The organism is Pseudomonas sp. Z3-6 (assembly GCF_051131985.1).
Lineage (GTDB): Bacteria > Pseudomonadota > Gammaproteobacteria > Pseudomonadales > Pseudomonadaceae > Aquipseudomonas > Aquipseudomonas zanjanensis.
The window spans coordinates 1,974,286-1,987,263 of sequence record NZ_CP071644.1 but is presented as its reverse complement, the minus strand read 5'-3'; the positions used below and the strand labels follow the sequence as shown (position 1 = coordinate 1,987,263).

The window sequence follows — 12,978 nt, the reverse complement described above, 5'->3', positions numbered from 1 at the left end:
ACGGTAGAGTTTTCAGGTGTAACGAGCGCAGGTGACATGAGGCCTGAGATACGCCGCAAAGCAGAGTTTTGACTCGCCTTGCGCGCCACATTCACGGCCAGTTCACAAAGTGCAGTCAGCTGCGAACGACCCCGAGCGAGAGCTTCGGAAACAACGCCTAAATTAGCCATGATGCGTGACCTCCCCTTCCGGAGCTCACGGTAAATGCCAACCCGCTGCGGATTCTGCGCGCGGCAGCACCCGAATTATCAGGGATACGTGTAGGGTGGAGACGTACAACCGTCGGACTGTGTAGCACTAGGCTTATATTTAGACGCTTCATCTCGTCCACAGACGCCGGTTGATTCCTCCTCCTGACTGAGTGCTTGAGTACCAGCAAGCAGGACGCGTCCGTCGCGACTTCGCCATCATTGGGCCGAACTCGCTGGACACTGGAATGGCCTTGCCACCTCCAGGACGCACCTGACACCGACCGTGAGAAGTCGTGTGTGCCGAACGCCGTTTCCGGCAGCCCGGAAACCGACGGTACTACATGAAAAGAATGCTGATTAACGCAACTCAACCCGAAGAGTTGCGTGTTGCACTGGTAGACGGCCAGCGCCTCTACGACCTGGATATCGAATCCGGTGCACGCGAGCAGAAGAAGGCCAACATCTATAAAGGCCGGATTACTCGTATCGAACCAAGCCTTGAGGCTGCCTTTGTCGATTTCGGCTCCGAGCGCCACGGCTTCCTGCCCCTCAAAGAAATCTCCCGCGAATATTTCAAGAAGGCCCCTGAAGGCCGCGTCAACATCAAGGACGTCCTGAGCGAAGGCCAGGAAGTCATCGTCCAGGTCGAAAAAGAAGAACGTGGCAACAAGGGCGCGGCCCTGACCACCTTCATCAGCCTCGCCGGCCGTTACCTGGTCCTGATGCCGAACAACCCGCGTGCCGGCGGCATCTCCCGTCGCATCGAAGGCGAAGAGCGCAACGAACTGCGTGAAGCCCTCAATGGCTTGGTCGCACCGGCCGACATGGGCCTGATCGTGCGCACTGCAGGCCTGGGTCGCAGCAGCGAAGAAATGCAGTGGGACCTCGATTACCTGCTGCAACTGTGGACCGCCATCAAAGAAGCCTCGCTGGATCGTTCCGCGCCGTTCCTGATCTACCAGGAAAGCAACGTGATCATCCGCGCCATCCGCGATTACCTGCGCCAGGACATCGGCGAAGTGCTGATCGACAGCGTCGAAGCCCAGGACGAAGCCCTGACCTTCATTCGCCAGGTGATGCCGCAGTACGCCAGCAAGATCAAGCTCTACGAAGACAGCGTTCCGCTGTTCAACCGTTTCCAGATCGAAAGCCAGATCGAGACCGCCTTCCAGCGCGTCGTCGAACTGCCGTCCGGCGGCTCCATCGTCATCGACCCGACCGAAGCCCTGGTGTCCATCGACATCAACTCGGCGCGCGCCACCAAAGGCAGCGACATCGAAGAAACCGCCCTGCAGACCAACCTTGAAGCAGCCGAGGAAATCGCCCGTCAGTTGCGCCTGCGCGACATTGGCGGCCTGATTGTCATCGACTTCATCGACATGACCCCGGCCAAGAACCAGCGCGCCGTGGAAGAAAAAGTCCGTGAATGCCTGGAAGCCGACCGCGCCCGCGTCCAGGTCGGTCGTATCTCGCGCTTCGGCCTGCTGGAAATGTCCCGCCAGCGCCTGCGTCCATCCTTGGGCGAAAGCAGCGGCATCGTTTGCCCGCGTTGCAACGGCACCGGCATCATCCGTGACGTCGAGTCGCTGTCCCTGGCGATCCTGCGCCTGATCGAAGAAGAAGCCCTGAAGGACCGCACCGCCGAAGTTCGCGCCCAAGTGCCGATCCCGGTGGCCGCGTTCCTGCTCAACGAAAAACGCAACTCGATCACCAAGATCGAACTGCGCACCCGCGCCCGTATCGTCATCCTGCCGAACGATCACCTCGAGACGCCGCACTTCGAAGTGCAGCGCCTGCGCGATGACAGCCCGGAAGCCCACACCAACCAGTCCAGCTACGAAATCGCTGCTGCCGCTGCCGAAGTGGAAGAAGTCCAGCCGGCCGCCGCCACTCGCACCCTGGTTCGCCAGGAAGCCGCGGTCAAGACCGCACCGGCCCGCGCCAACGCTCCGGTTCCTACCGAAGTGGTTGCCCCGGTTGCCGCCCCGGCCGCAGCCCCGGAGCCGAGCCTGTTCAAAGGCCTGGTGAAGTCGCTGGTCAGCCTGTTTGCAACCAAGGAAGAGCCAGCTGCCCCGGCCGTCGTCGCCAAGCCCGCCGCTACCGAGCGTCCGGCCCGCAACGAAGAACGCCGCAACGGTCGCCAGCAAACCCGCAACCGCAACGGCCGTCGCGACGAAGAGCGCAAGCCTCGCGAAGAACGTGCACCGCGTGAAGAACGCGCGCCGCGTGAGCCGCGTGAAGAGCGCCAGCCGCGCGAGGCCCGTGAGGAAGCGCCAGTCGTAGCCCGCGAAGAACGCGCACCGCGTCCGCCGCGTGAAGAACGCCAGCCGCGCGCACCGCGTGAAGATCGCAAGCCACGTGGCGAGCGTGAAGAGCGTGTTCGCGAACTGCGCGAGCCACTGGATGCCGCCCCGGCCGTGGCTGTTGCCACTGCTGAAGAGCGTCCGGCTCGCCCGCCTCGTGAAGAACGCGCGCCGCGTCCGCCACGTGAGGAGCGCCAGCCTCGCGCTGAACAGGCAGCCGCCGCTGCCAGCGAAGAAGAAGTGCTGAACGCCGAAGAGCAGTTGCAGGAAGACGGCCAGGACACCGCCGAAGGTGATCGTCCACGCCGCCGCTCCCGTGGCCAGCGTCGTCGCAGCAACCGTCGTGAGCGTCAACGCGACGCCAACGGCAATGTGATCGAAGGTTCGGAAGAGTCCGAGTCCAGCGAAAACGCCGAAGCGCCAAGCGCTGCGGATCTGGCCGCCGGCCTGGCCGTGACTGCGGCCGTTGCCAGCAGCGCGATCAGCGCTCCGGCCGAAGCCCAGGCGCACGAACAAGCTGAACGTGCCACCGCTGCGGTGGAAAGCGCGCCGGTTGAAGCGCCTGCGGTCGAAGCCACCACCCCGGTAGAAGCCACCGCTTCGCCAGAAGTGGAACTCGCTCCGGCACCTGAAGCCCAGCCTGACGCTGAAGTCGCCGCCGAGCCTGCACCGGTCGTCGAGACGCCAGTGGTGGCTGCCGAACCGGTCGTCGAAGCACCGGCCGAAGAAAAGGCACCCGAGCCTGTCCGCGAAGAGCAGACGGCGTTCAACTGGACCGCCGAGCCTGCCGCACCGGCACCGGTTGTCGAGCCTGAGCCGGCACCAGAGCCCGTGAAAGCGGTCGAGCCAGAAGTGGTCGAGCCTGCTCCAGTGGTCGAAGCGCCCGTGGTTGCCGAAGCCCCTGCCCCGCTGGAAGAGCCTGCACCGGCCAGTGCCCTGACCGCGAATGGCCGCGCGCCGAACGATCCACGTGAAGTGCGTCGTCGCAAGCGTGAAGCCGAGCGTCTGCAGAAGGAAGCCGAACAAGCTGCCGCTGCCGCCGCTCAAGCGCCTGCCGCCGAGCCAGCTCCAGTCGTGGAAGACGTAGCCGAGGCAGCCCCTGCCCCGGTCGCCGAAACCCCGGCTGAATCAGCTCCTACGTTCGACGAACCTCAGCACGTCGCTGAGGAAATCGCACCGCGTCACACTGAAGCCCAGGAAAAAGAGCACGAGCCTAAACCTCACGCCTGATTCCACCGCCCAGTAAAAAGCCCCGCCTGGTAACGCCAGGCGGGGCTTTTTTATGCCTGCAGACTTATCCACAGGGGAACTGGGCCGGACACAAGACTCATATCCGCCGAAGCTCCAATGTGGGAGCCGAGCTTGCTCGCGATAGCGTCGTCTCAGCCTGCATCAATGTTGAATGCCAAACCGCTTTCGCGAGCAAGCTCGCTCCCACAATGTTTACCGTTGATCAATCTGTGCCGTGGTGGCTGGGAAGCTTTTGTGGCGAGGGAGCTTGCTCCCGCTTGACCGGGCTGGCGCTCCAGTGCGCAGCGCTCATCGTTTTTTTGGGGCCGCTGCGCGACCCAGCGGGAGCAAGCTCCCTCGCCACAGGACCGTGCTGTTCCGAGAAACCTGGTGGCATCCAACATCACTGCAAATTGACCCTGCGCCATCGCTCGCTCCCACGGGGGCCGTGCCCCGGCACAAGGCTTATATCCATTGGAGATCCAATGTGGGAGCCGAGCTTGCTCGCGATAGCGTCGGCTCAGCCAGCATCAATGTTGAATGCCAAACCGCTTTCGCGAGCAAGCTCGCTCCCACAATGTTTACTGTTGATCAATCTGTGCCGTGATGGCTGGGAAGCTTTTGTGGCGAGGGAGCTTGCTCCCGCTTGACCGGGCTGGCGCTCCAGTGCGCAGCGCTCATCGCTTTTTGGGGCCGCTGCGCGACCCAGCGGGAGCAAGCTCCCTCGCCACAGGACCGTGCTGTTCCGAGAAACCTGGTGGTATCCAACATCACTGCAAATTGACCCTACGCCATCGCTCGCACAGGAGGCCGGGGCCCGGCACAAGGCTTATATCCATTGGAGATCCAATGTGGGAGCCGAGCTTGCTCGCGATAGCGTCGTCTCAGCCAGCATCAATGTTGAATGCCAAACCGCTTTCGCGAGCTCGCTCCCACAATGTTTACTGTTGATCAATCTGTGCCGTGATGGCTGGGAAGCTTTTGTGGCGAGGGAGCTTGCTCCCGCTTGACCGGGCTGGCGCTCCAGTGCGCAGCGCTCATCGTTTTTTTGGGGCCGCTGCGCGACCCAGCGGGAGCAAGCTCCCTCGCCACAGGACCGTGCTGTTCCGAGAAACCTGGTGGTATCCAACATCACTGCAAATTGACCCTCCGCCCTCGCGAGCTTGCTCCCAAAGGGTTTTGCGTCGCCTGTTATTTGAAGGTCAGTGCCTCTGGCACATCGACATCCCACGTCACGCCCGGATCGTCCACCGGTACTTCGACTACCTGCGCCCCGGCAAACAATGCCTTGGCGCCACGATCTCCAGTGAACGCCATCAATTTCGGGCCAAACCCACGACCAAATCCCACCGGATGCCCGTACTCCCCCGCCAGGACCGGCACGCTGATCCCATCCTCATGAATCCCTGCCGCCACCTGCTCGATGCTCGACGGCAAGATGAAGGGCATGTCGCCCAGCACTATCAGCCAGCCATCAAGATCAGGGCAAGCCTGGACACCCGCGGCGATGCTGTCACCCAGGCCGGGGGAGTCCAGCTCCAGGAAATCGCACCCATACGCCTGGGCCATGCGTATGGCTTGTGGCCGGTCCTTGTTCGTCACCAACACACGCTTTTCCAGGGAGGCCGGCAGATTCACCAGCACCTGCTCGATCACCGACCGCACGGCGCCGTCACGCCCGGTGCAATCGGCGAGCAATTTATCCTTGTCGGGACCTGCAATCCGGCGGAAACGGCTACCCGCTCCCGCTGCCAGGATGATCACGCCAATCGAATCGCCCATACGTCCTCCTTGCCCATGGCTTACAGCGGCTTTTTCTGCCGCAGCTCCACGCCATTCTTGATGGCCACGATTTCCGCCAGCAACGACAAGGCGATTTCCGCCGGGGTGTGACTGCCGATGTGCAAGCCAATCGGTCCATGCAAGCGTTCAATGGCCTCTGCTGACAAGCCTAGCTGAGCCAGGTTGTCCCGGCGCTTCTGGCTGTTGACCCGCGAACCCAGGGCGCCGACATAAAAAGCCTTGGAGTCCAGCGCCGTGAGCAGCGCCATGTCGTCCAGACGTGGATCATGGGTCAGAGCCACAATGGCCGTGCGCTCGTCCGTCTGGATGCTCAGCACCGCTTCGTCAGGCATGCCGGAGACGAAGCGCCCATGCTGCTCCTCCCAACCGTAGACGAACTCCTTGCGCGGATCGCAGATCAGCACCTCGAAATCCAGCAGCCGGGCCATTTCCGCCACGTAGCGCGACAGTTGTCCGGCCCCGATCAGCAGCAGCCGCCAACGCGGGCCGTAAATGGCCCGCAACACCTGCCCATCGAACATCAAAGCGTCGGTCTTGCTGGCCGGGGTCAAGACCACGTTGCCGCTGGCGACGGTCAGCTCACGGGCAACGATTTCATGGGCCTCGCAACGCTCCAGCAACTGGGCGACCCAGTGTGGATCGCCCACCCGCTCTTCGGTCAGGCGCAGGGTGCCACCGCACGGCAGGCCGAAGCGCGCCGCCTCTTCGCGAGTAACGCCATAGGTGATCAGTTGCACCGCCGGACCGTCCGCCGGAATGCGACCGTCGTGCAACCGGGCGATCAGGTCATCCTCGACACAACCGCCCGACACCGAACCAATCACCACGCCATCTTCACGCAGGGCCAGCATCGCCCCCGGCGGCCTGGGCGCGGTGCCCCAGGTCTGGACCACGGTGAACAACACCACCCGCTGCCCGGCGCGGCGCCATTCAAGCACGCTGCGCAAGACATTCAGATCGACGCTGTCCATCAGGCCTTCGCCTGTTGCCAGCCTTGCAGCTGATAGCGCACAGGCAGGTTACGGATACGCTTGCCCGTGGCGGCGAAGATCGCGTTGCACAAGGCCGGCGCAATCGGCGGCACGCCCGGCTCGCCGACACCGCCCAACGGCACCTCGCCCGGCGGCGTGACCAGATGCACCGCCACGTCCTTGGGCGCCAGGGACATGCGCGCGATTTCATACATATGGAAGTTGTCCTGCTGCACCTTGCCGTCCTTGAAGCTGATCTCGCCCACCATCGCATTGCCCAGGCCCATGACACAGGCGCCTTCGAACTGTGAGCGGATGCGTTCGGGGTTGATCTGCGGACCGCAGTCCACGGCGATGTCCGCCTTGTGCACGATCACCGTGCCGTCGTCCTTGACCTCGACTTCAATCGCCGCCGCCACGTAGGTGACGAAGCTGTAATGCACCGCCAGCCCCAACCCACGGCCCTTGGGCAACTCGCGCCCCCAACCGGCAGCCTTCGCAGCGGTTTCCAGCACCGTGCGGATTCGCGCCGTATCGATCGGATAACGCTCGGGGGATTCGCCGTAGTTCCAACTGTCATTGAGGCTATTCGGATCGATCCTGCGGTCCGGGCCCAGCAGCTTGAGGTGGTACTTCAGCGGATCCTGGCCGGCCTTGTGGGCCAACTCGTCAATGAAGCTCTGGATCGCAAAACCATGGGGAATGTTCGACACCGAGCGGTACCAGCCCACCCGGGTATGGGCCACCGCCTCGGGGTTTTCCAGGCGCAGGTTGGGAATGGCGTAGGCCATGTTGGTCACGCCCATGCCCACTTCGAACGGCGCCTCGTGGGTCATGCCCGGTGCAAACAATGCGGTGATGGTCGGGGCCACGGTGCGATGCAGCCAACCGGAAGGCATGCCGTCCTTGTTCAAGCCAGCCTTCAAGTATTCGGCCGACACGGTGTGGAAATACGAGTGATGAATATCGTCCTCACGGGTCCACTGCACGCGTACGGCCTGGCCGGGAATTTCCTTGGCGAGCACCGCCGCTTCGACGACGAAGTCGGGTTTCGACTTGCGTCCGAAACCGCCGCCCAACAAGGTGATGTTCACCGTGACCTTCTCGAAAGGAATGCCCAGGCGCTCAGCGACACGTTCACGAGTGACCTGCGGCGCCTGGCTCGGTGCCCAGGCCTCGCATTGGCCATCCTTGAACCGAGCGACGGCAACCATCGGCTCCATAGGCGATTGCGACAGGTGCGGTAAGTAATACGATGCCTCCAATGTCGAATCAGCCTTGGCCAGCGCATCGTCGAGGTCGCCGCTGCTGCGCACGACTTTTCCAGGCTTGAGGGCCGCCGCTTCCAACTCCTTGCGATAGGCAATGGAGTCGTAGCCGGCATTCGGGCCGTCGTCCCACTGGATCTTCAGGGCCTCGCGACCCTTGATCGCCGCCCAGGTGTTTTTCGCCACCACCGCCACGCCGCCCAACGGCTGGAACTCCGAGGGCAGCGGTCGCCCTTCAATCGACACCACCTTGACCACGCCCGGCACCTTCAGCGCCGCGCTGCTGTCCACGCTCTTGACCTTGCCGCCATAGACCGGCGGACGCGCGATGACGGCATAGAGCATGCCCTCGAAATTCACGTCAGCCCCGAAGACTGCGCGACCGTTGACGATGTCCGCGCCATCGATGGCCCGGCTCGCTTCCTTGCCGATATAGCGGAACTCGGACGGCTGCTTGAGGCGCAGGCTGTCACGGGCAGGTACTGGCAAGGCGCTCGCGGCAGCGGCCAACTCGCCATAGCCGAGTTCGCGCCCCGAAGGCTGGTGCACCACCTTATGCATCTGCGCACGGCATTCGCCTACTGGCACGTTCCACTGCGCAGCGGCGGCCAGTTCCAGCATGGTCCGGGCGGCGGCCCCGCAGCGGCGCATCGGCTCGTACCAGTGACGCATGCTGCGCGAGCCGTCGGTATCCTGGTTGCCGAAACGCGCTTCATCGGCCGGCGCTTGCTTGACCTTGACGAGTGCCCAGTCGGCTTCCAGCTCATCGGCCACGACCATGCTCAGGCTGGTGCGCACGCCCTGGCCCATTTCCGAACGGTTGCAGATCACGGTCACGCTGCCATCGGCGGCAATGCTCACATAGACCTTGGGATCGTCGACCGCGCCATGGGGCATGCCCTCGGCGCCGAATTTTTTCTCTTCGGCAAAGGCATCCGGCAGGCCCCACGTGGCCGCCAGCACCAGCACACCGGTGGCGCTCGCGCCCTTGAGGAAACCACGACGGCTGAGGTTGCTCAGCACGAAATCATCGGGCAAGCGGCTCATGCCTTGGCCTCCTTCAGGTGAGTGGAGGCCTGGCGAATCGCGGTCTTGATCCGGTTGTAGGTGCCGCAGCGGCAGAGGTTGCCAACCATGGCTTCCTCGATCTGCTCATCGCTCGGGTTGGGGTTGGTCTTGAGCAGCGCCGTGGCGGACATGATCTGCCCGCCCTGGCAGTAACCGCACTGGGCCACGGCAGTATCGAGCCAGGCCTTCTGGACGACTTGCCCGACCGGGTCGGCGTGAAGCCCGTCGATGGTGCTGATGGCCTGCCCTTTCACCGAACCGATTGGCGTGATGCAGCTGCGCGCCGGGGCGCCGTCGATGTGGATGGTGCAGGCGCCGCACAGGCCCATGCCGCAGCCGAATTTGGTGCCGTTGTAACCGGCCACATCCCGGATAGCCCACAGCAGTGGCATGTCCTCGGTCACATCCAGTTGATGGTCTTTTCCATTGAGTTTCAGGGTAATCATGGGCACGCCCGCACAGTGATCGAATTATGGGGTCGAGCAATCTGCCGCTGGGTTAGCGGTTCGGTTCGCGCAGACTGGCTCAGGCTGATCAGGCTCTCTTATGCAAGCGCACGCAGGCGTCTGCATCGGGCCTTTTGGATGCGATGGTCGCATCGTTAGGAGGCTAAATTAACCCAGGATCAAGCAAAACGCCCTGCACAATCCTGCACAAATGATCGTGTGCAGGGCGTTTTTTTGAATTCGGGTCAGCTTCAATCTGGAGCAAAACAACCACAGCCAATATTTACCCTTCTATCTCCATAGACCGCCCTTATGTGGGCCATTTCCTAGGACGTTGCGGTGATTCCCCATAGGACGCTTCTGAAACGCTTAAAAACGGGCGATACGTACAGGCCTGACTTGGAGTTCCCCCTTTATATTGATCCGATCTAGCGGTCCTTGGTAAGGCAACCCAATGCATCGCGAGTGCAATACCGAGCAGGCCAATCTGGCCAGCCTTGACTTGCCAAGACCGAAGTCAACGCACCCTCTGCGCACACGGACCACCGCGCGCTGTACGCCGTCCAGATGGGCGGTCCAGACCATAACAAGGAAGAAACCAACCTATGATTCTGCCAGATATCGTCGTACCCATTTGCCTACGGCACACCGAGGAAGCCGTTTGCACCCCGCCGTGGTACGTCCAACACACGGAATACCATCCCGTGGCGGCCGGCTATCAACCGCTGGTCAATGGCGAGGAAACTTTCAGCGCCGTGCACCAGGCCATTGCCCAGGCCAAAAAGAGCATCGACATCATTTGCTGGGGGTTTCAGCCGTCGATGTATTTCATCCGGGACGGCAACGCGCCGAGCATTGGCGAACTGTTGATGGCCAAGGCGCGGGAAGGCGTCGAGGTGCGGCTGTTGGGGTGGGAGATGCCATTCAATACCGCCGGTTTTGCCGGTGAAGCCAACTTGCCCGGCAAAGGCTCGATCCGCCTCATGGACCGAGTGATGCAGCGCGCCACCGAAGAGCAGTACGCCTTCGATCGCCAGTGGTTTGCGACCTCTGCGGTCGCCGATCACGAGGCCGCGCAACGTACCGCCAGTGGAGGACTTCCGGTGTTTGTCAGTCGCGGTTTCAACCTGGATGAAAGGAGCGAGATCGCCCACTGGGTGAAGTACGCGAGCCTGGACAGCGAAATCAGTACCAAGATGCGCCAAACGCTGAGGTGGACGGCCACCCACCACCAGAAAAGTGTGTTGGTCGATTTCGAACTACCGGACCGCGCGGTCGGCTTCGTCATGGGCCACAACATGCTCGATGAATACTGGGACACCGACCGGCACTCGGCACTGAGTCGTTCCGACAGCACCAAACCCGCCCCCAACCGTGGCCCGCGCGGCGATACGCCACGCCAGGACATTTCCAGCCAGGTCAGCGGGCCGATCCTGGAACACCTGCACCACAACTTCGCCGTTGCCTGGCGCAAGGAAACCGGCGAAGACCTGCTCGCCTCGCGCCAATCCATGAAGGTGGGGCCGCAACTGCACACCCTCGGTCTGCCGCAAATCGCTCAGATCCTGCGCACTCAACCGCAGGAGGGCAAACGCGATATCGAGCGGCTCTACATGCAAGCCGTCAACAACGCGACGCAGTTCATCTACATCGAAAACCAGTATTTCCGCTGGCCACCGCTGGCCGAATTCATCAAGTCGGTCGCCGCCACCCAGACCCAGGCCGGGCGCGATCCCGGCCTGCACGGTGCGCTGCATCTGTTCGTGGTCACCAACGCCACCGACGATGGCATCGGCGCCGGCACCGTGAACACCCAACGCATGCTCGAAAGCCTCGGGCGCGCCAACACCATCCCAGGCGTTACCAAACTGCGGCGCATTCAAAAAATGCAACAGGACGCCCCGCCCATGCCCCGCCCATGCCCCGCGCCGACCCGAACGACCGTATCGGCCAACTGGAACAGGCCCAATGGAAGGCCGATCTCGAACGCAAGAAACAAAAAATCCTCGACAGCACCGTTGTGCCCGAGGAAATACCCGGCTTGAAGGTGCACATATGCTCCCTGGTCGCCCCCGACTCACCGGCGGGCGAACCCTGGATGCCGGTGTATATCCACTCCAAGTTGATGATCATCAACGACGTGTTCACCACTCATGGTTCGGCCAACATCAACACCCGCAGCATGCAGGTGGACAGCGAGCTGAACATTGCCCATGAGTGGATGAGCGTGACCCAGGCGTTGCGGCGGCGGTTGTGGGATCTGCATACGAAAAAGAAGGGATCGCAGGATGATGCGGAGGAGGCGTTTAAGGCTTGGGAGAACATCATTAAAGAGAACAAAGACCGTCAAACCAAGGAATGGTCGCCCGACACTTCGCTAGTTGAATTCTACTACGACAAAGCCATCTTGAAGGACCTCGACTGATGCGTTGGATCCTGCTGCTGTCCTGCCTGTTGCTGGTTGCCTGCGGCACCGGTGGCGCTTTTAATTTTCCAAAGAAGGACCCTTCCGTGAAGCCTTTAACCGAGATCAAGGCCAAGCTGGCCTTTACCTGCCAACACGAAACGATCCCTGCACCGTCCGCTGAAAGTGAGGTGTTATTTCAATACGCCCGTTGGTTGCAAAAGAACAACCAGCTCAAGCAGGACGAAACCGTTGATATCGAGATAGAACGGCTTTACCGCATCGCCGCCGAGAACGGCCATTTCAAAGCCAATATCAACCTACAGAATGGCGCCATGCGCGGTCGTTTCGAGCTCAGTGGCGCCCAGCACTTGCGTATGAGCCAACAATTGATCGAAGCAGGCGTGGCAACGGGTTACTACTTCGTCGGGATTTTCCTGCAACAAGGCTCGGCGGGTCTGCATCAGGACCCCGAGATGTCGTTGCGTTACTTCCGTAAAGCGGCTGATCAAGGCAACGCTCAGGCTCAGTATTCTGTTGGCGATAAGTTGGCACCGATAAAAATTGCTCCAGACGTAGCGCGACAGATGCGCCGCTGTGCTGCTGAACAAGGTAGTGGCGAAGCAGCTCTGGCTTTGGGCATCGACTTAAAAAACTCAGATCTATATCAGGAGGCAGTTGAAGCATTCCAACTAGGCGTAGCTGCTGGTGATGAAACCTCTGCTTACGTATTGGAACAAAGCTTTCGTGGGCCACGGCCAGAGAATCGGTCGCACTACCTCGACCTGCAACAAGACCTTGAACGCGTCGAGCGCTATAAGCAAATAGGCAAAGTGCTGGGCAACTACTCCTACGCCAACCCCACCGTCCCCGAAATCCACGACATCCTCCCCCTGCCACCCGCCGAACTGCCCGAGTGGGACGGCAAGCTCCAATGGCTCGAAGCCCGCCTGGCCAATGTCCCACCGCAAAAACCCAGCGAGGCGCTGATCCGCGAATTGGCCAAGGCCAAGGGTCTCGAGCCCGCCACCGGCAAACCCACGCCCGATTCACCCGCCTTCATCAGGGCCGAGCAACCCTCGACAACCTGCCAAAGCGGCCAGGCCTGTACGCAAACCGGGTACTGGATCGCCGCCGGGTATGCCGTCATCCGCCGCTTCGAAGAAGGCCAGACCCTGCCGACGCTGAACGTGCGTCATCGCGAGTACCGTTTCCTGCTCCCTGACCGGGTGACGGTCGGCCCAGAAAAGGTGGATTGGATATTTTACGGATGAGCTATCAAGCGCGGGAATGC

The 12,978-nt window shown here is 61.8% G+C and carries 6 protein-coding genes and 1 pseudogene; 3 read left to right on the top strand and 4 right to left on the bottom strand.

Annotated features, from left to right (window positions below):
• Window positions 1-532 precede the first annotated feature (532 nt).
• A complete protein-coding gene (gene rne / locus J3P88_RS09015; RefSeq protein WP_434574762.1) occupies window positions 533-3,724 on the top strand; it encodes a ribonuclease E in 3,192 nt (1,063 codons plus the stop codon).
• A gap of 1,191 nt (window positions 3,725-4,915) precedes the next feature.
• Here rne and J3P88_RS09010 read toward each other — a convergent pair.
• From J3P88_RS09010 to J3P88_RS08995, 4 genes are read right to left on the bottom strand one after another with little or no spacing between them, the layout of a single operon-like run.
• Window positions 4,916-5,506: a nucleotidyltransferase family protein gene (locus tag J3P88_RS09010; protein ID WP_434574760.1), complete on the bottom strand. Its 591-nt coding sequence runs from the start codon at window positions 5,504-5,506 to the stop codon at window positions 4,916-4,918.
• A gap of 20 nt (window positions 5,507-5,526) precedes the next feature.
• On the bottom strand, window positions 5,527-6,498 hold the full coding sequence (locus tag J3P88_RS09005; RefSeq protein WP_434574758.1) for an XdhC family protein: 972 nt from the start codon (window positions 6,496-6,498) through the stop codon (window positions 5,527-5,529).
• Entirely contained in the window at window positions 6,498-8,813 is a 2,316-nt protein-coding gene (locus tag J3P88_RS09000) for a molybdopterin cofactor-binding domain-containing protein (RefSeq protein ID WP_434574756.1), read from the bottom strand. The genes J3P88_RS09005 and J3P88_RS09000 overlap by 1 nt, the downstream gene beginning before the upstream one ends.
• Entirely contained in the window at window positions 8,810-9,280 is a 471-nt protein-coding gene (locus J3P88_RS08995) for a (2Fe-2S)-binding protein (protein ID WP_053123841.1), read from the bottom strand. Before J3P88_RS08995 ends, J3P88_RS09000 begins: the two co-directional genes overlap by 4 nt.
• Before the next feature lie 605 nt (window positions 9,281-9,885).
• Here J3P88_RS08995 and J3P88_RS08990 point away from each other — a divergent pair.
• Together J3P88_RS08990 and J3P88_RS08985 are read left to right on the top strand one after the other, a co-directional pair.
• Window positions 9,886-11,705, top strand: a pseudogene (locus J3P88_RS08990) (phospholipase D-like domain-containing protein).
• A complete protein-coding gene (locus J3P88_RS08985) occupies window positions 11,705-12,958 on the top strand; it encodes an SEL1-like repeat protein (protein ID WP_434574754.1) in 1,254 nt (417 codons plus the stop codon). Before J3P88_RS08990 ends, J3P88_RS08985 begins: the two are co-directional and overlap by 1 nt.
• Window positions 12,959-12,978: the final 20 nt, after the last annotated feature.